This window comes from Halomonas sp. 5021, from assembly GCF_036663435.1.
GTDB lineage: Bacteria > Pseudomonadota > Gammaproteobacteria > Pseudomonadales > Halomonadaceae > Vreelandella > Vreelandella janggokensis.
The window spans coordinates 1-18,467 of the sequence record NZ_JAXOVU010000024.1; the positions used below are offsets into that span (position 1 = coordinate 1).

Below are 18,467 nucleotides of genomic sequence, written 5' to 3' on the forward strand. Positions count from 1 at the left end.
CCAATGTTTGTCAACGGCTGTTTGGCAGAAGCGAAGGAAATGTTTAACTCAACTTTCCTTCCTGCTATTTGCCTAACCTACTGACAAACCGAGGTTTTTACACCTCATTCACCGCTGGCAACGCTGGGCGTCCCCGGCAGCGGATGCGTACTTTACGGCTTTGCTGACGAGGACGCAAGGGGTGTGCGGAAAAATTCTACTTAAACCACCCCGACTACTTGACCCCGTTCATTTGAAGCACTGACAAAGGCGCCCTGTCCTGCCTGGCAGCTTGAGTTCATTACGTGACAACCCTATCATTGGTCTTACCAATTTAGAGAGCCATTCAATGAACTACCCTCCGCTACGCCAGCAGCGATTAGCCGATGTGATCACCGAGCGCCTGGAGGCCATGATACTAGAAGGTAGCTTGAAACCCGGGCAGCGCCTACCGCCCGAGCGAGAGCTTGCTGAAAGATTTGGTGTGTCACGGCCTTCCTTAAGAGAAGCGATACAGAAACTATCGGCTCGCGGCTTGTTAACGAGCCGTCAAGGCGGAGGCACCTTTGTCGAAGAGTCGCTTAATAGCGGGTACACCGACCCGTTGCTGGAGATGCTTTCCCGGCATAAAGAGTTTCATCTGGATCTCCTTGAGTTTCGCGACGCCATGGAGGGCATTTCTGCTTATTACGCGGCATTGCGCTCTACGCCAGCCGATAAAGCCGTTCTTATACAACGCTTTGAAGAACTTGACGGCGGATTTGTCGGTGCCAACCCTGCCCAGGAAGCAAAGTTGGATGCGGCCTTTCACCTGGCCATTGCAGAAGCCGCCCATAATGTTCTGCTGTTACATACGATTCGCGGTATTTTTCATCTACTTGAACAAAGTATCGTGGATAATTTAGCCCACCTCTTTGCCAAACCGGATTCACGCAGCCAACTGATGCAGCAACACCGGTCACTGCTGGATGCCATCATTGAGGGACGGCCCGAAGACGCACGTACACGCGCTCACGAACACCTGGTATTTGTCGAGGACGGTTTGCTGGAAGTAGCTCGAGCTGAAACGCGCGCGCAGCGTGCCTTGCGCCGTGCCCAAGGCACGAGTTCGGCACCCTCATGAAAATTCCTTTATTCCGCTGGCGGTATCTATGGTTGATCGCTGTAACGCTAGGGCTTTTCTTGTGCATGTGGCAAGCATCGCTCCTGGCCCGCGAACAGGCACTTAACAACCTTCAGCAAGAGGCGGAAAACGAACTTCGCCTGTCCGCCGCTAACCTCAATGGCTACCTGTTACGTTACGACTATCTCCCCCAGATGCTTGCCACGCGCGAAGGTGTACAGCGTTTTCTCGCCTCGCCGGACAGCCAGGACCCGATGCCCCTCAACTTATTGCTGGATCGGTTTCGCTTCACCTCTGGCGTTTCTGACGTTTATCTATTGGACCGCAATGCTGACACAATCGCGGCCAGCAACTGGCACCGTCCAAACACCTTCATCGGACAAAATTACGCGTTTCGCAGCTATTACCAAGATGCAATCGCCGGTGGACAGGGGCGCTTTTACGGACTCGGCCTGCAGTCGCAGGAACGTGGTTATTACTTCTCGTCCCCGGTATGGCTCGATGACACCTCACCCGACGCGCGTCCCGATGGCGTCCTGGTCATTAAAGTATTGCTAAACGACGTGGAAGAAAGTTGGGCCGAACAGGAATCCACTCTGTTCGTTACCGACGACGACAATATCATTTTCCTCGCCAGCCAACCCGAATTGCGCATGAGTGCACTTTATCCACTGACCGACGAACAGCGGCAATCACTGCATGCAACAAAGCGCTACGGCCAAGAACCCTTACCCTCCTCGGGCATTCAGGTGGAAGATATCTTGAATGTACATAGTCGCGTCGTGACGTTTAAAGAAGGCCCGCTCAGTGACGAGCACTATCTGAACCTGACCCGAGAAATCCCTGAGTTTAACTGGCAAATGCATATACTCAAGCCGCTAAGCCCCGTCGTAAACGCCCAATGGATGGCCGCCTTAATGGCCGGCGGCCTCTATGGAATCGTCGCTCTGGCCGCAGGTATCGGCTGGCAGCGGCTTCGGCTTCGCCGTGAGCGCGAGACATTCGCCGAGCGCGAGCGACAGACGCTGGCCCGCGTACGGGATGAGCTGGAGATAAGCGTTGAGAGACGCACCCGCGATCTGGTTGCCAGCAACCAGCGCCTTTCTGATGAAATAGATGAACGTCGCCGTGCAGAGGCCAACCTACGTCAAACCCAGGACGAACTCATCCAGGCCGCCAAGCTCGCGGTATTAGGCCAGCTCGCCGCCGGCATTAACCACGAGCTTAACCAGCCACTAGCGGCTATTCGCGCCTACAGCGAAAACGCCCGACGCTTTATCGAACTGTCCCGGGTAGAACAGGCAGATGCTAATCTGGAGCAGATTATCGAGCTCACCCACCGGATGGCCGACATTAGCGCCCAGCTACGCCAGTTTTCCCGTAAAAGCAGCGACCACCCAGAGACTGTTTCCGTTCAGGCGTGTGCCGATTACGCCTTGCGCCTCTTCCAGAGCCGACTTCGTGATGATCGTATTGACGTTGAACAGCAGTGGCCCGAGGACACGCTTTGGGTAAAAGCCGATCTGGTACGCCTGGAACAGGTACTGGTCAATTTAATCGGCAATGCCCTCCAGGCCATGAAAGAGACGCCTTCACCGCAGCTTATGCTTAGCGCTCAAGCCAACCATCAGCAGGTGATTATCCGGGTTGTTGATAACGGTCCTGGCATTCCGTCCCAATACCTTGAACAGGTTTTCGAGCCGTTTTTCACTACCAAAGCCCCGGGTAGCGGGCTAGGATTAGGGCTTTCCATTTCATCGCGTATCATGGACGATCTAGGCGGCAAGTTGCAGGCAGCCAACCTGCCTGACGGCGGCGCCTGCTTTACCATTACACTCCCTCTCGCTCCCGCTCCGCGGACTACCCAGGAGACTCCTTCCGATGCATGAGCCGTCGACGCTGCCGGTCATGGTGATTGACGACGAACCGCATCTGCGCATCACCGCCAGCCAGACCCTTGAACTTGCCGGGTATACGCCCCACTGCTTTGAATCCGCCGAAGCGGCGCTGGCCGCACTACCCACCAACTTTCCGGGTGTCATTGTCAGCGACATTCGCATGCCGGGTATGGATGGCATGACGTTGCTGCACGAACTGCATCGTCGCGACAGCACCCTGCCAATCATTTTGATTACCGGCCACGGTGATATTTCAACGGCCGTCGAGGCCATGCGCGCCGGGGCGTGGGATTTTCTGGAAAAGCCTTTTGCCGGTGACGAATTGCTCGACGTGGTGCGCCGGGGTATCGAAAAACGCCAGCTCAGCCTGGAAAATAATCGGCTAAAAGCGGAACTTGAAGCTCAACAAGCGGCACTCGGCCCACGCCTGGTGGGTAGAACGCCGGTGATCTCCCGCTTGGCCGCGATGATTCAGCGCATCAGCCAAGTCGAAGCTGACGTACTGCTGTTCGGCGAAACCGGTACCGGCAAAGACCTGGTGGCCCGAGCCATTCACGAGCGCAGCGCAAGGCGCAACCACCCTTTCATGGCGATTAACTGTGGCGCCGTGCCTGAACACACCATCGAGTCTGAACTGTTTGGCCATGAAAAAGGCGCCTTTACCGGTGCGGTTGAACGGCGAATCGGCAAGTTTGAGCACGCTAACGGCGGCACCGTCTTTTTGGATGAAATTGAATCCATGCCCCTTGCCCTGCAGGTCAAACTGTTACGCGTACTCCAAGAACGACATATTGAGCGGCTGGGTGCCAACGATGTGATACCTCTCGATATCCGTGTGATTGCTGCCACAAAAATCGACCTCAAAGCCGCCGCCGAGGAGGGTCGCTTTCGCGAAGATCTTTATTACCGGCTCAACGTGGTCACCTTACCGCTACCAGCGCTGCGCGAAAGGCGTGAGGATATACCGCTACTTTTCCAGCATTTTGCCGTCGTGGCTGCCAACCGCAGCGGTCTGGAAGCGCCCACCATCGACAGCCATGGCATTGCCAGTCTACTTGCCCACGACTGGCCAGGTAACGTACGTGAATTGCGCAACCTGGCCGAGCGCTACGTATTGCTTGGCGCGGCCTTTGACTACCGGCTGGATGCTCTGCTTGAAGGCGCTCAGGCAGATACCGAAGAGCCAACGCTTCCCCGCCAGGTCGAGCTGTTTGAAAAAAGCCTGATCAGCCAGTCACTTTCCCGCCATCACGGACGCGTCACCGAGGTCTGCCACCATCTTGGCATTCCGCGCAAAACGTTCTACGACAAGCTGAAAAAACATGGGTTACACGCTGACGACTACCGCCATAGCAGCGATCCTTGATTGATCAGTTCGCCCAACACCCCCCAGGGAGGCAGGCAGGGCCAGAGGGGCAACAAGGCAATCAGCATCAACATATTCGACAGCGGGCGGCGACAATCGCCAAACTTCAGCGCCGTACCGAAGGACCGCTTGAGCCGAGCGCCTTCCAAGTCGACGCTGTAGATTTCGTCCAACAGCAAGTGAATAACAAACCCGATCCATACCGCCGCCCCATGCGACCAGGCCAGCCACGCTGGCTGGGAAAGCAGTTGAAAGCTCACGGCCGTTGTCAGCAGCGCGCATAAAAGGCTCGCCAGCAGTGAATGCCAGATACCGCGGTGTACCGTAAAACGTGAAAACGTGATCCCCGCGAGATAGCGCACCGCAAGGTAGACGCCACCGCAGGCCATTAACAACTGCCCAGAGGACAGCCAGGGCTGCAATATAAGTACGCCCAGCACCAGTGCCGGTATGGACAGGATATTGAAAATAAGCCGGATCGAATGCGACCGGTCAGCATCGATATCGGGCAAAATACCGCCAAACGCGGTCAAGATCACCATCAATAACGCCTGGGAAGGTGCCCACCACTGCAGTTGCCAGCCAGCATAAGCCAGCAGCATACCGCCTGTAGAAGCCACCGTGATATGGGTGCGAAAATTCGCCATGTCGTGCTCGACCAGAAAACTGTATAAATTAACAGATTTCCAGTCGATACAATACGACTTTCCAACAAAAAAAGAGGGGAATGAATCGCTTAAGTGTCACTTGATTCGGCAAGGAAGCGATCTTTCAATTTGACGTAATTACCCGCGGTGTAAGCAAAGAAAGCGCGCTCCTTATCTTTTAGAGGACGCAATGCCTTGGCCGGATTACCCGCATAAACATGGCCGCTTTCCAGATGCTTGCCCGGCGTCACGACCGCCCCGGCGGCAATGATGACTTCATCGTCCACCACGGCACCATCCATGACAATCGCCCCCATGCCAACCAGAATACGGCTTCCCAGTGTACAGCCATGAAGGATCGCTTTATGGCCGATGGTAACGTCGTCACCCACGGTAAGCGGGAACCCCTCGGGATTGTAGTCACTGGCATGGGTGATATGCAGCACGCTGCCATCCTGTACGCTAGTGCGGGCACCGATACGGATACGATGCATATCACCCCGTATCACTGTCATCGGCCACACCGAGCTGTCGTCACCCAGTTCGACGTCACCAATCACGACGCTGGCCGAGTCAATATACACCCGCTCGCCCAGACGCGGCGTCATGCTACTGAAGCTTCTCAACGCACTGCTCATTGCATGCTCCTCACTTTAGATGCAGATGGTGGCCCACTATAGCAACCCGCTAAGCAGAACCATAAGCGTCAGCGGTATCGACACCCAGCGAACCACATTGCGCCAGCATAGATAACCGCGCTCACCCACGCCCAATGCGGCTGCGGCCGCACTGCGAGGCAGCACCCAGGCGGCAAAGATCGCGATCAACAGGCCGCCTAACGGCAGGAAAATATCCGGTGGAATACTGCTTACCAATTCGAATACGTTACGCCCTAACAGCGGACGAAAGTCAGCGAGCGTAGAGAACGACAACGCCGATAGCAGACCAATCGACCACACGCTAAGCGCCACGACGGCCGTTGAGACGCTCCGCCGCCAGCCAAACCCTTGTAATGTGGCCACCATGGGCTCGGCCAGGTTGATCGCCGATGTCCAGGTCGCTAACAGTAGCAGTAGAAAGAACACACTCAGCCATAGCGACCCCCAGGGTAGCTCTGAAAAAGCGATCGGCAGTGTCACAAACATAAGCCCTGGACCATCGGCAGGATCCATGCCCTGGGAAAACACTACCGAAAATATCGCAATACCGGCCAGTAGCGCCACGCTGATGTCCAATACTGCAACCGCCACGGCAGCCCGTGGCAGGCTCTGCTCGTCAGGCATATAGGCACCATAAGCCATCAATGCACACGCCCCCACTGCCAGGGTAAAAAAGGCATGCCCCATGGCATGCAATACAACGGAGGGCGTTAGCGCTTCCAAGGAAGGTAAAAATAGCCAGGACAGGGCTGTACCAAAACCGCTGGTCGTGGCCGCATAGGCCGCCAGCAACAGCAATAGGCCATACAGAAGAGGCATTAACAGATTATTTAATCGTTCCAGGCCTTTGGCAACGCCCGCCGCGACAACCACCATGGTCATCAACAGAAACAGCGTATGATTAAAGATCAGCAGGCCTGGATTCGCCAGAAAGGCATCGAAACCAGCACCAATTTCAGCAGCACTGGCGCCCCTGAAGTTGCCGTTGATGGATGCCACCAAAAACTCGATGGACCAGCCAGATACCACCGAGTAAAACGACAGGATACAAAACACCGTGAAAGCACCGAAAAGGCCCAGCCAACGCCAGTGTCGTGAGGCACCGGCTTCCGCCGCCAGAGCCCCCAGTGCCTGCATGGGCCCTCGGCGTCCGGCGCGGCCAATTAAAATCTCTGCCATCATCACGGGTATACCGAGTAATATCACAAAGGCCACGTAAATCAATAAAAACGCCGCGCCGCCATTCTCTCCAGCCACATAAGGGAAGCGCCAAATATTACCCAGCCCCACCGCAGCACCCGTTACCGCCAGGATAAAGGCCCGTTTTGACCCCCAGCGTTCTAGCGTTTTACTCATTGATGATTCCCGCCTTGGTGCCCTTAAAAGCCCGCAAGACTAACAGGCACTGGGCTGAAGGCAAGTCAAGGTAGTACCCCAGCATTGAAACAACCCACGTTCGCCCGCACTCTAACGACATGACAGCGCTTGTCGCGCTCCCACGATACCCCAAGAGGTGACTATGTCCCGCAATCCGCTGCTCGAGATTCACTCGCTGCCCCCCTTCACAGATATTCGCGCTGAGCATGTGGTCCCAGCAGTTGAAACCCTGATCAGCGAAAGTCGTGACACAATTGATCGCCTTGCTCAGCAGGCCGCTGAAACAACCCCCACATGGGAAACGTTTGCCGAGCCTATCGAGGCCGTTAACGACCGGCTCACCCAGGCGTGGTCCCCGGTCTCGCATCTCAACGGCACCATGAATACGCCTGAGCTTCGCGACGCCTACCAAACTTGCCTGGAACAGCTTTCCGAGTTCAGTACCTGGGTGGGGCAACATGAAGGCCTTTTTCATGGCTGGCAAGCGCTCAAGGCGGGGTCTGCCTGGACTCAGTTAAGCCCGGCCCAGCAGCGCACTGTCGATAACGCGCTACGCGATTTCCGCTTGGCGGGCGTCGACCTGCCCGCCGATAAAAAAGCCCGTTACGGCGACATTCAGGCGCGCCTTTCGATGCTATCCAACCAATTTTCCAATAACGTGCTCGATGCCACACAGGCCTGGCACAAAGATATCAAACATGCAGACACGCTGGCGGGCTTGCCGCAAAGCGCGCTAGACACGCTGAAGGCGACAGCGGAATCCAAGGGCATCGATGGATTCCGTATCACCCTCGACTTTCCCAGTTTCTTTCCAGTGGTGAGTTATGCCGATAACCGGGAACTGCGCCGCGAAGTCTATACCGCTTTCGTCACCCGCGCGTCCGACCAAGGGCCAGACGCCGATAAGTTCGACAATGCGCCCATTCTCGAAGAAATTCTGACGCTGCGCCAAGAGCTCGCTCACCTGCTGGGCTTTGATACCTACGCCGACTATTCGCTGGTCACCAAGATGGCCGACTCGCCTGAGCAAGTGCTTACGTTTCTGACCGATCTGGCGAACCGCGCCGTACCTCAAGCCAGGCAGGAAGTTACCGAACTCAGCGAATTTGCGCGTAATGAGCTGGGTATTGAGACGCTTGAACCCTGGGACGTAGCTTATGCCAGCGAAAAACTGCGCGAAGCACGCTATGCGATTTCGCAAGAACAGCTGCGCCCTTATTTTCCTGCACCACAAGTCGTCGATGGGCTGTTTCAGGTGGTTGAGCGGCTCTATGGCGTACGCTTTGCAGAAGATACTGACGTTGCGCACTACCACGACGACGTGCACTTCTACTGGATCACCGACAATGATCAGCCGATTGCCGGCTTCTACCTTGACCTGTATGCCCGCGAAGGCAAGCGTGGCGGTGCCTGGATGGCGGATTGCCGGGTACGCCGCCAGACGCATGATGGTTTGCAGCTTCCCATCGCTTTTCTTACCTGCAACTTCACCCCGCCAGTCGGCAACAAGCCCGCGCTGCTGACCCACGATGAAGTCACCACGCTGTTCCATGAGTTTGGCCATGGTTTGCACCATATGCTGACCAAGCAAACCATTGCTGACATCTCAGGCATTAACGGCGTCGCCTGGGATGCCGTCGAACTGCCGAGCCAGTTCATGGAAAACTATTGCTGGGAACGCGAAGGGCTCGACCTGATAGCCGGCCACGTCGACAGCGGCGACCCACTTCCAGAGGCTCTTCTAGAGCGCTTGCAGGCCGCCAAAAACTTCCAGTCAGCCATGGGCATGGCGCGTCAGATTGAGTTCTCGCTGTTCGACCTGCGCTTGCACCACGAGCTCGATTCTCCCTGCGCCAGCGATGTCCAGGCGCTACTCGACGAGGTACGCCAGAGCGTTTCCGTGGTCCCCACTGTGTCCTTCAACCGCTTTCAAAACAGCTTCGGGCACATTTTTGCAGGCGGCTACGCGGCGGGTTACTACAGCTACAAATGGGCAGAAGTGTTATCGGCCGATGCCTGGAGCGCGTTTGAAGAAGCCGGTATCTTTGACCCCACTACCGGCCAGCGCTTCCGGCAAGAGATTCTCGAGCAAGGCGGCGCACGCGATGCTGCTGACATATTCCGAGCCTTTCGCGGCCGCGAACCCAGCGTCGACCCGTTATTACGTCATAGCGGGATCCGTGCCGCTTAAACCCGCCCCCTACCTGAGCGCGCCCTCCTTTGAGGGCGCGCCATTGGAGCCTGATGATGTCGAGCGTAAAACGTTTTATTGCAGGCGTGACCTGCCCGCGCTGTGCGGCCATGGATCGCATTCGTGCCTGGGAGCAGAACGGTATTCGTTACCGGGAGTGCGTCAACTGTGATTTTTTCGAACAGCTACCCATTGAGGATGAAGCACCTAGCGAGCTGACCACCCGCGTCAATCAAGCCCGTCCGGAGCCCGCCCAGAATGAGATACAGCCTGTGCGGATCATGGATCCAGACCACAAATCGTCCGACTCATAGCGATTGAAAGATCGCTGTCCTACTTTCACGACGCCTTCATGTGTGCGGATTAACGCACACAAAACCATGCGTACCGTGCGCAACCCCAGACACTTTGTTCTTGCCTCTATACGACTAACGTTGAAAACAAAAATTTTAAGCCTCTGTTTTTAAAAATAAAATCCTTTTTTGGCACGACAATCGCTCTAGTTTATAGCTCACCGCTGGTGGCGTTGCCTCACTCGCATACCGCCGGCGTGTTAATAACCTCAATAAACAACTAGGGAAATTCGCCATGCGCAATTTTAAACCGACCACATTGGCATTACTGACCAGCAGCGCGATTCTGGCGGCCGGTAGCGTCCATGCCGACCGCGAAGACTGGCCGGACAACTTCACCGTTGGCACGGCTAGCCAGGGCGGTACTTACTTCGTTTATGGCTCCGGCTGGGCCAACTTTATCGCTGATGAGTTAGACATCTCAGGCGGTGGCGAGGTGACCGGCGGCCCTACCCAGAACCTGGCACTGGTGCATAACGGCGATGCCGCCTTTGGTCTGGCCACCATGGGCCCGGCTGCCGATGCGGTGAACGGCAAAAGCCCCCTCGCCCCGGGACTGGAAATGGACAACGTCTGCGCGATGTTCCCGATGTACGAAACCCCGTTCTCAATCACCGTGCTCTCCGACAGCGGCATTGAATCAATTTCCGATATTCCCGATGGCGCACGTATCGGCTTTGGCCCATCGGCGTCCACGTCTGACACCTACTTCCCGGCAATGCTGGAAGAGCTAGGCGTCAACTTTGAACGCCGGAATGGCGGTTGGTCCGACCTGGGTGGTCAGCTGCAGGACGGCTTGCTGGACGTCATCGCCTTTGCCGCTGGCATCCCCATCCCGGCCGTCAGCCAACTCGAAGTCCAAACCGATGTAAACATCATCGAGTTCAATGAAGAAGAGTTGGAAACGGTGATGAACGCTTTCCCTGTGGCGGAATTCTCCATCCCGGCTAGCACTTATGAAACGCTGGAAGAAGACGCCCGCGCCGTTTCCATGTGGAACTTTGCCATCGCCGGTTGCGACCTGCCTGAAGACTTTGTTTACGAAGTCACCAAAGCCACTATGGAAAACAACGACCGCATGATGTCGGTCCACCGCAGTGCAGCTACCACCATTCCGGAAAACATCAAGCACAACACTGTGCTGCCTTTCCATCCCGGTGCCGCTCGCTGGTATGAAGAGAACGGCTACGAGATCGACGAAGACATGATCAAGTAAGCAACACTTGTTGTCGCCTGCCCCGGCCAATCAAGATTGGCCGGGGCAGTTTTCGCTAATGCCCCTTTGTTTGCTGTGAGGGTGAACTCTAATGAGTCACAAAACCGACCAAGAACCCAACGGCCTCAAGGATGATGCCCAGGATGCTGAATCTGCCCCTGAGTCTATTGTCGAGGGTGTCGATGAAGAGATTGTTGAATCCAACCGCCGTCTTTTTACCGGCTGGCAGTTTTTCTTGTTTGCGGCGTTAGCCATTGCCTATTCAAGTTTCCACCTGATTTCACTTAACGTGTTTCCTTTGGAAACCTGGTCGTTTCGTATCTTGCACATAGCCGGTGCGCTTATTCTCGGTTACGGGTTATTTGCAGGTGCTCGTTTTGCCGAAGACGACCACCAGGCATCTGGCGCTGCCTTGAAGTGGGCAAGTTACGCGCTGCTTGTTCCCGCCACCTATACACTTGTGCAAGTGTTCCTGATGCACCAGACCCTCAGTGGCGAAGCAATGCGTATCGACCCCAGCGTCGAGAACTGGCATTACGGTTATCCGCTCATGGCGACCACCGCCGGTGCCATTGTACTGTCATGGTTTTATCGTCAGGCCCGCCATCGCTTTAATCCGGCAGATCTGGTGCTCATGGTGTGCGCGGCCGCCAGTGCAGGCTATCTGCTGGTGGCGTTCAACACCAACATACGCATGTCGACCGGCACGTCCTTTGCCCCGTCAGGTATTTCTTGGGCGGCAATTGCAGGCTCCATGCTGATTCTGGAGTTGACCCGCCGCGTCGCCGGGTTGGCGTTGGTGGTCATCTCAGCGGTATTCTTGACCTATGTTTTTGCAGGTCCTGCGTTGCCCGGCTTTCTGGGCTACCCCGGCCTTTCGCTGCAGCGGTTCTTCAGCCAGGTATATACCGATACGGGCATTCTCGGGCCCACCACTGCCGTATCGTCGACCTACATTATTCTGTTCATTATTTTCGCTGCCTTTCTGCAGGCCTCCAAAGTGGGCGATTATTTCGTCAATTTCGCCTTTGCGGCGGCTGGGCGAGCTCGCGGTGGCCCGGCCAAGGTGTCTATCTTCGCGTCGGGCCTGATGGGCATGATCAACGGCACATCCGCCGGTAACGTCGTATCGACCGGCTCGCTGACGATCCCGCTGATGAAAAAGGTCGGTTACCCGGCGCGAAGTGCGGGCGCGATTGAAGCGGCCGCCTCTACCGGCGGGCAGATCATGCCCCCGATCATGGGCGCGGGCGCCTTCATCATGGCCGAAGTGACCGGTATTCCGTATACCGAGATTGCCATTGCCGCCATTATTCCTGCCGTTCTCTACTTTGCATCCGTCTACTTCATGGTCGACTTTGAAGCGGCCCGTAAAGGCATGCGCGGCATGCGCAAAGAAGAGATTCCGCTATTCTCCCGGCTGATCAAGCAGGTCTATCTGTTTGCCCCCATTATCATCCTGATCGTTGCTCTGTTCATGGGTTATTCGGTGATTCGTGCGGGGACTCTGGCGACGGCATCAGCAGCGGTTGTCAGTTGGATTTCACCTAACAAAATGGGCCTTCGTGCCATTTTGAAAGCGCTCCAACTGGCCGGCACCATGTCAATTCAGATCATCGCTGTGTGTGCCTGTGCGGGTTTGATCGTTGGTGTTATCTCGCTGACCGGGGTGGGGGCACGTTTCTCGTCGCTGCTGCTCGGTCTGGCAGGCGTCAGCCAGCTTCTGGCTCTGGTATTCGCCATGCTGATCAGTATTCTGCTGGGGATGGGCATGCCCACCACGGCGGCATATGCCGTGGCGGCTTCGGTCGTCGCGCCTGGCTTGATCAACATCGGCATTGAACCTCTGGTTGCCCACTTCTTCGTGTTCTACTTTGCGGTGGTCTCCGCCATTACCCCACCGGTGGCACTTGCCTCCTACGCGGCAGCGGGTATTTCCGGCGACAACCCCATGGGCACCTCGGTGGCGTCTTTCAAGATCGGGTTAGCCGCTTTCATCGTGCCGTTCATGTTCTTCTACAGCCCGGCCATGTTGATGGAAGGCTCTGCCATGCAGATTCTGCGCGTCGGGGTTACCGCAACACTGGGTATCGTATTGCTATCGGGCATGGTCCAGAAATGGTTCTTCGGTCCAGTGAATACACTCCAGCGTATCGTCATGCTGGTAGGTGCGATCTTCATGATTTACGGCGGTATTTATACCGATGTAGCAGGCCTGGTCATTGGTGCCATCCTGTTTATCATGCAGCGTAAACAGCACGGCGGTGGCAACAAGACGCCGCAAACGGGCTAATTGACTCAAGTCGCTAAACGCGAAGCCTAAAAAACCCCGCTCAAAGTTAACTGAGCGGGGTTTTCGTATTTCGGGTTCATCTATCGGCCTAGCCGCTCAGGTTATCAACAACCTTCAACACCGGCTTGGACTGATTAAGGGTATAGAAGTGCAAGCCCGGTGCCCCGCCATCCAGCAAACGCTGGCAGAGTCGACTGACGACATCGGTGCCAAAATCGGCAATGGCTTCGCTGTCGTCGCCGTAGGATTCCAGCTGCTTGCGAATCCAGCGGGGGATTTCCGCGCCACAGGCGTCGGAAAAGCGCGCCAGCTTGGTGTAGTTGGTAATCGGCATGATGCCCGGAATAATCGGCTGCTCAACGCCCAATGCGCGGGCTTTATCAACAAAGTGGAAATAGGCATCCGCGGTAAAGAAGTATTGGGTAATCGCCATGTTGGCCCCCGCCTTCATTTTACGCGCAAAGTTTTCCACATCCCTGTCTAGATTCGGGGCCTGTGGATGAGATTCTGGATACGCAGCAACGGCAATATCAAAATGATCGCCCGTTTCATCGCGAATGAACTCGACCAGCTCATTGGCGTAGCGCAGCTCACCGATGCTGGCCATACCGGATGGCATGTCGCCACGCAGGGCCACCAGGCTGTCGACGCCTTCTTCTCGGTACTGGGTCAACAGATCGCGCAGTTGGGCTTTTTCGCTCCCAATACAGGACAGGTGCGGGGCAGTCGTAACACCGCTCTGACTCACCTTGCGAACAATCTCACGAGTACGCGCCTGAGTCGAACCACCGGCACCGTAGGTAACCGAGAAAAACCGCGGATTGCGGGCGGCCAGTTCATCGCGTGTCTGGATTAGCTTGTCGCGCCCGGCATCAGTGCCCGGAGGAAAGAATTCAAAGCTAATACCTAGCGGATGCTCGTGGCGGCTCATGGGATTTCCTCATAATGTGACAATAGTCATGATATTTTGGGGTATTCTCGCTGTTCCGTTGCGCTGAGGCTAATGAAAGATTCCACGCTCGGCCTTTAATTCGGCTCATGTTGATCAGTGACTACTCTTATTACCGGAGGGTAAATGGACCTTACACCTGGGGCATTGGTTGGGCCGCTACTCATGTTACTCGGCTATGTGGGGTTAGGCTGGCTAGCCGCCCAACGGCTCAAGCTCGACCCTCGCCCGATTGCCACGCTGCTGGTTTATCTGATCGCTCCCTTTACCATTTTTCGCGCACTGATGAACGGCGGTCCAACGCCTGACTACTTACTACTCACATTAGCGCTGTTCATTGTCGCGAGCCTGATGGCACTGTTGGTACAACGCGTCACGCGCCACCGCTTTGGCGAACAGGAAGCCGCCCTGCTGGCATTTTCCTCGGGAACCGGCAATACCGGCTACTTTGGCTTGCCGATTGCGTTGATATTGCTACCCCCCGAGGGCGTTACCCTTTACCTGTTCTGCATGCTGGGGATTAATATCTATGAATTTACCGTGGGCTTTTACCTCAGCGCCCGCGGTCGCTTTTCGATACGCGAGAGCTTGATCAAGATTTCTCGTTTACCGCTTATCTACGCATTCCTGTTAGCGTTACTGCTTAGCGCCCTTGAGATCAACGTCCCCGCCACGGTCATGAGTTCCCTGCAAGTGTTCCCCGCCACCTACACGTTGCTGGGGATGATGATTATCGGCATGACCCTAAGCCAAGTGACGCTTGCCGCCTGGGATACGCGTTTTGTCGCTTCCTGCTTGGGGCTGCGCTACCTGATGTGGCCATTGGTCATGCTAGCGACCGTTTTAATACTGCAGTGGGTGGCGCCACTTTCCACGGAACTGGCCTTGGCACTGTTGTTAATGGGCGTGGTACCCATGGCCGCCAATGTCGTGGTGGTGGCCATGGAACTGGGCATCCAGCCCCAAAAAGGCGCCTTAGCAGTGCTGGTCACGACACTGCTTGCGCCGCTGCTAATTCCGCTCTATCTCGGTTTAATGCTACGCATGACGGGGCTGGGGTAGACGCTTTAATCCGCCGACCACCCAATGGGTTAAAAACCCTCAACCCCTATTTCGTTTAACTGCGCTGCCATCTGCTGTACGTCGGGATGGCTAAAGAACGCCACCAGCGCTTCGGCACGCACCGGGCCAACACCTGGCTGGGCCTGCCACTCGGAAGGCGTCAGGCCCGCCAGGGTAGACCAGTCGCCCAAGCGAGCACTACCGCCGGGCGGCATCCCCAGCGCTTCAAGCCAAGTGGCGTAAGGGGCGAAGCGCGCGGCTTGAAACTGCTCCATCAACGAAGCGGCGGTGGTATTGCCAATACCGTAAGCCTGCTCAAGCTCGTCTGGCTCAAGGCTCAGCCAGCCCAATAAGCGGGTGACCACGCCCGCCTCCATCAGCGCTTGCCAGGTCCCCTCACCAATCCCTTGCATCTTCAACTGGTCGCCAAGGTAAGTGAGCCGCGACAGCAGCTGGCTTTCGCAGCCGGGGGTTAACTCAAAACAGCTCAGCAGGTGAAAGCGCTGCGGTGATGGCGGCGTGAGAGGTGAACGCTCCTGGGTATGCCATACCACCTCGGTCATCTGTGGAATCGTCAGTCCGCCCAGGGTGACCGCCACCTGGTCGCCGGGGCGAACATCCAGTGATTCCCAGCGCTCCAGGGAGCCTAATGAAACACGGCTAATGCGCCGCCCTTCCAACAGTACTGGATTGAGCCATACCAGCGGCGTCACTTGCCCGGTGCGCCCGACGCGAAACTCAATGCCGCGCACTTCTGCCAGCGCCTGCTTAGCGGGGTATTTCCAGGCCACCGCCCACTCCGGTGGCGACGATGACCAGCGGCGTACGCCGGGGCGCTCGGCCTGCTTGAGGACGACGCCGTCAGTGGCAAACGGTAACGGCCCGTTAAACCATTTATCCCGCCAATAAGCCGCATCACGGCGATCATCAAGTCGGTGGGTATAGTCGGCAGTATCAAACCCTAAAGCACTTAGCTGTGCGAGACGATCAGCCATATTCTCGGGGCCATCAGGCCACCCCCAGATAAACAGTCCCACTTGCTCTCGGGTTTGCGGCGTCGGCGCTTGCTGGGCCATCGCGCCGGCGACATTCCCCCGCGCCCCCGTGGCGGGATTTCGTGATTGGACATGATCCATCAAACGCCAATACAGCTCGCCCTGCAGAACGCCGGAAAGCGGCGTGGATAACCTATTGGGCACAGCAGGCAACTCACGGACACGGGCCGTCCAATCCTGGCCGCGCTCGCCATCACCACGACTCACCGCTTCTACCAGTTCCCCCTCCTGGTAGCGTAACGTGACCGCCACACCATCGACCTTGGGTTGTATCCAAAGGTTATTCCGGCGGCTGCTAAAGCGTTTCACCCCTTCGCTATCGGTTTTTTCAAGGCCGGTTTGCGCGTAAGGATGAGCGCGAGTGTCGCGGGTGCTGGTGATGCGGGTCAACGGTTGGTGACTGGGAACCTTACCCAGGCACCTCTGCCATTCAGCCAAACGTGCCACGGCTTGATCGTAGAGCGCGTCGTCAATCAACGATACGCCCTGATCATGGTAGGCACGATCCCAAACGGCTACCTGCGCCGACAGCGCCCGGCTCTCGCGTGTCAGCCGTTCAGTGCTCCAGCCGGGACACTCGTTTGCCTGCACCGTTAGGGAGACGGCCATCAGCCACCCCACCAGCCATCCCTGCCTATAGCGTTTCATCACCACCAGCCTCCGCCAATTGTCCATTAATGACGTTAGCCTAGCGCACTGCGCATAAAAAACGTCCCCGGCATGCGCCAAAGGGACGTTTTCTTACAACACAGCGAGCAAATATCTTACAAAGCTGCTGCCTGACGGAGCGTATCGGCCTTGTCGGTGCGCTCCCAAGGGAAGGCGATGAACGTCTCTTGTTGGGTATGGCCTTTATCATCGACCCAATGGTAGCTGTGCTCAAACGGCTCGCGGCCAAAGTGTCCGTAGGCGGCGGTCAGCTGGTACATCGGATGAAGCAGGTCGAGCATTCGGGTAATCGCGAAAGGACGCAGATCAAAATACTCACGCACCAGTTTGACGATCTGGGCATCACTCACCTTGCCGGTACCGAAGGTATCGATGGACACGGAGGTCGGCTCGGCCACGCCGATCGCGTAGGAAATCTGGATTTCACACTTGTCGGCGAGGCCCGCCGCCACGATGTTTTTGGCCACATAGCGACCGGCATAAGCCGCGCTGCGATCAACCTTGGACGGATCCTTGCCCGAGAAGGCACCGCCGCCGTGGCGTGCCATGCCGCCGTAGGTATCGACAATGATCTTGCGGCCGGTCAAGCCACAGTCGCCCACCGGGCCGCCAATCACGAATTTACCGGTGGGGTTGATGTGGTATTGGGTATCATCATCGAGCCATTCGGCGGGGATCACCTGTTCAATAATTTCCCGCTTGACCATTTTACGCAGGTCTTGCTGGTCGATATCCGGATCGTGCTGGGTGGAAAGCACCACGGCATCGACGCCGCAGGGTTGGCCTTCTTCATTATAGCGGAAGGTCACCTGGCTCTTGGCATCCGGGCGCAACCATGGCAGCAGGCCGTTCTTGCGCAGCTCCGCCTGGCGCTCCACCAGACGATGCGAGTAATGGATCGGCGCCGGCATGAAGGAGTCGGTCTCGTTGGTGGCGTAGCCAAACATCAACCCCTGATCGCCCGCGCCCTGATCTTCCGGCTTGCTACGATCAACGCCCTGGGCAATATCGACGCTCTGTTTACCGATCAGATTGACCACGCCACAGGTGGCGCCATCGAAGCCCACATCCGATGAGGTATAGCCAATCTCAGTAATCACATCACGTACCAGGGTCTCAAGGTCCACCCAGGCATTCGTGCTGATTTCACCGGCGATGATCGCGACACCGGTCTTGACCATGGTTTCACAGGCAACGCGCGCCTGCTTGTCACGGGCAATAATGGCATCCAGCACCGCATCGGAAATCTGGTCGGCAATTTTATCAGGATGACCTTCGGAGACGGACTCGGAGGTAAACAGGGAATATTCGCTCATCGCGCACTCTACCCTCGGTGTGACGGCGGCAAGTCACCGCAGCATCAGCAGGAAATCATGGCAGGAAGTTGCCCTGCCCACCTATAAAGAAGCAACACTGCGCTTCGGGGGCCAAAGTTTACACGCTGTTGGAAGTTCTTCCCAGAACGAGCCCATAGAATTTGCCGACGCCCGGGAAGTCAGCGACAATAGCGCTTTCTTATTCACGTTTTCAAGCGAGGAGCACCCCATGCCGTCCCGTTTTGAGCTGGCCAATGCCATTCGCGCCCTTTCCATGGATGCCGTCCAGAAGGCCAAGTCCGGCCATCCGGGCG

At 56.6% G+C, this 18,467-nt stretch carries 15 protein-coding genes; 9 read left to right on the plus strand and 6 right to left on the minus strand.

Going from position 1 to position 18,467, the window contains the following annotated elements; all coding sequences use genetic code 11:
• Positions 1–328: 328 nt before the first annotated feature.
• Genes R3F64_RS19045 through R3F64_RS19055 form a run of 3 tightly spaced genes read left to right on the plus strand, consistent with a single transcriptional unit; the run spans position 329 to position 4,366 of the window.
• Positions 329–1,102 carry a GntR family transcriptional regulator gene (locus R3F64_RS19045; RefSeq protein WP_199284535.1) on the plus strand — a complete coding sequence of 258 codons (774 nt, stop codon included), beginning with the start codon at positions 329–331 and terminating at the stop codon, positions 1,100–1,102.
• Entirely contained in the window at positions 1,099–2,991 is a 1,893-nt protein-coding gene (locus R3F64_RS19050) for a sensor histidine kinase (protein WP_268902052.1), read from the plus strand. Before R3F64_RS19045 ends, R3F64_RS19050 begins: the two co-directional genes overlap by 4 nt.
• Entirely contained in the window at positions 2,984–4,366 is a 1,383-nt protein-coding gene (locus R3F64_RS19055; protein ID WP_085920345.1) for a sigma-54-dependent transcriptional regulator, read from the plus strand. The genes R3F64_RS19050 and R3F64_RS19055 overlap by 8 nt, the downstream gene beginning before the upstream one ends.
• On the opposite strand, the gene R3F64_RS19060 is transcribed toward R3F64_RS19055, so the two are convergent.
• From R3F64_RS19060 to R3F64_RS19070, 3 genes are all read right to left on the minus strand, one after another.
• Positions 4,342–5,013 (minus strand): metal-dependent hydrolase, encoded by a 672-nt coding sequence (locus tag R3F64_RS19060; RefSeq protein ID WP_085920344.1) that lies wholly within the window; start codon positions 5,011–5,013, stop codon positions 4,342–4,344. The genes R3F64_RS19055 and R3F64_RS19060 overlap by 25 nt on opposite strands.
• 89 nt (positions 5,014–5,102) lie before the next feature.
• Positions 5,103–5,651 carry a gamma carbonic anhydrase family protein gene (locus R3F64_RS19065; protein WP_085917727.1) on the minus strand — a complete coding sequence of 183 codons (549 nt, stop codon included), beginning with the start codon at positions 5,649–5,651 and terminating at the stop codon, positions 5,103–5,105.
• A 36-nt stretch (positions 5,652–5,687) separates the two neighbouring features.
• Positions 5,688–7,028 carry a sodium-dependent transporter gene (locus R3F64_RS19070; protein ID WP_085917726.1) on the minus strand — a complete coding sequence of 447 codons (1,341 nt, stop codon included), beginning with the start codon at positions 7,026–7,028 and terminating at the stop codon, positions 5,688–5,690.
• Between the two features lie 163 nt (positions 7,029–7,191).
• Between R3F64_RS19070 and prlC the strand changes: the two genes are divergently transcribed.
• The 4 genes from prlC (at position 7,192) to R3F64_RS19090 (ending at position 13,102) form a co-directional block, all read left to right on the plus strand.
• Positions 7,192–9,240: an oligopeptidase A gene (gene prlC / locus R3F64_RS19075; RefSeq protein WP_332613185.1), complete on the plus strand. Its 2,049-nt coding sequence runs from the start codon at positions 7,192–7,194 to the stop codon at positions 9,238–9,240.
• Between the two features lie 56 nt (positions 9,241–9,296).
• Positions 9,297–9,554 carry a YheV family putative zinc ribbon protein gene (locus R3F64_RS19080; RefSeq protein ID WP_332613186.1) on the plus strand — a complete coding sequence of 86 codons (258 nt, stop codon included), beginning with the start codon at positions 9,297–9,299 and terminating at the stop codon, positions 9,552–9,554.
• Between the two features lie 274 nt (positions 9,555–9,828).
• Entirely contained in the window at positions 9,829–10,809 is a 981-nt protein-coding gene (locus tag R3F64_RS19085) for a TAXI family TRAP transporter solute-binding subunit (protein WP_085917723.1), read from the plus strand.
• 91 nt (positions 10,810–10,900) lie between these two features.
• Positions 10,901–13,102, plus strand: a complete 2,202-nt coding sequence (locus R3F64_RS19090; protein WP_199284531.1) for a TRAP transporter permease — start codon at positions 10,901–10,903, stop codon at positions 13,100–13,102.
• Positions 13,103–13,190: 88 nt separating this feature from the next.
• Here the strand turns inward: R3F64_RS19090 and metF are convergent, their stop codons facing one another.
• On the minus strand, positions 13,191–14,033 hold the full coding sequence (metF, locus tag R3F64_RS19095) for a methylenetetrahydrofolate reductase [NAD(P)H] (protein ID WP_199284530.1): 843 nt from the start codon (positions 14,031–14,033) through the stop codon (positions 13,191–13,193).
• Between the two features lie 144 nt (positions 14,034–14,177).
• Between metF and R3F64_RS19100 the strand changes: the two genes are divergently transcribed.
• Positions 14,178–15,113: an AEC family transporter gene (locus tag R3F64_RS19100; RefSeq protein ID WP_332613189.1), complete on the plus strand. Its 936-nt coding sequence runs from the start codon at positions 14,178–14,180 to the stop codon at positions 15,111–15,113.
• 29 nt (positions 15,114–15,142) lie between these two features.
• On the opposite strand, the gene ligB is transcribed toward R3F64_RS19100, so the two are convergent.
• Positions 15,143–16,816 (minus strand): NAD-dependent DNA ligase LigB, encoded by a 1,674-nt coding sequence (gene ligB, locus R3F64_RS19105; protein ID WP_332613190.1) that lies wholly within the window; start codon positions 16,814–16,816, stop codon positions 15,143–15,145.
• A gap of 116 nt (positions 16,817–16,932) precedes the next feature.
• Positions 16,933–18,153: a methionine adenosyltransferase gene (metK, locus tag R3F64_RS19110; RefSeq protein ID WP_268902046.1), complete on the minus strand. Its 1,221-nt coding sequence runs from the start codon at positions 18,151–18,153 to the stop codon at positions 16,933–16,935.
• A 19-nt stretch (positions 18,154–18,172) separates the two neighbouring features.
• On the opposite strand from metK, the gene R3F64_RS19115 reads away from it, so the two are divergent.
• Positions 18,173–18,467, plus strand: a 295-nt coding sequence (locus R3F64_RS19115) for a hypothetical protein (protein ID WP_332613193.1), incomplete at its 3' end; no start/stop codon positions are given.

Coding starts and splice junctions, on each gene's coding strand:
- R3F64_RS19080 (WP_332613186.1), top strand. CDS start 9,297: ATGTCGAGCGTAAAACGTTTTATTGCAGGCGTGACCTGCCCGCGCTGT.
- R3F64_RS19045 (WP_199284535.1), top strand. CDS start 329: ATGAACTACCCTCCGCTACGCCAGCAGCGATTAGCCGATGTGATCACC.
- R3F64_RS19090 (WP_199284531.1), top strand. CDS start 10,901: ATGAGTCACAAAACCGACCAAGAACCCAACGGCCTCAAGGATGATGCC.
- R3F64_RS19055 (WP_085920345.1), top strand. CDS start 2,984: ATGCATGAGCCGTCGACGCTGCCGGTCATGGTGATTGACGACGAACCG.
- metF (WP_199284530.1), bottom strand. CDS start 14,033: ATGAGCCGCCACGAGCATCCGCTAGGTATTAGCTTTGAATTCTTTCCT.
- R3F64_RS19050 (WP_268902052.1), top strand. CDS start 1,099: ATGAAAATTCCTTTATTCCGCTGGCGGTATCTATGGTTGATCGCTGTA.
- prlC (WP_332613185.1), top strand. CDS start 7,192: ATGTCCCGCAATCCGCTGCTCGAGATTCACTCGCTGCCCCCCTTCACA.
- ligB (WP_332613190.1), bottom strand. CDS start 16,816: ATGAAACGCTATAGGCAGGGATGGCTGGTGGGGTGGCTGATGGCCGTC.
- R3F64_RS19065 (WP_085917727.1), bottom strand. CDS start 5,651: ATGAGCAGTGCGTTGAGAAGCTTCAGTAGCATGACGCCGCGTCTGGGC.
- R3F64_RS19060 (WP_085920344.1), bottom strand. CDS start 5,013: ATGGCGAATTTTCGCACCCATATCACGGTGGCTTCTACAGGCGGTATG.
- R3F64_RS19100 (WP_332613189.1), top strand. CDS start 14,178: ATGGACCTTACACCTGGGGCATTGGTTGGGCCGCTACTCATGTTACTC.
- metK (WP_268902046.1), bottom strand. CDS start 18,153: ATGAGCGAATATTCCCTGTTTACCTCCGAGTCCGTCTCCGAAGGTCAT.
- R3F64_RS19070 (WP_085917726.1), bottom strand. CDS start 7,028: ATGAGTAAAACGCTAGAACGCTGGGGGTCAAAACGGGCCTTTATCCTG.
- R3F64_RS19085 (WP_085917723.1), top strand. CDS start 9,829: ATGCGCAATTTTAAACCGACCACATTGGCATTACTGACCAGCAGCGCG.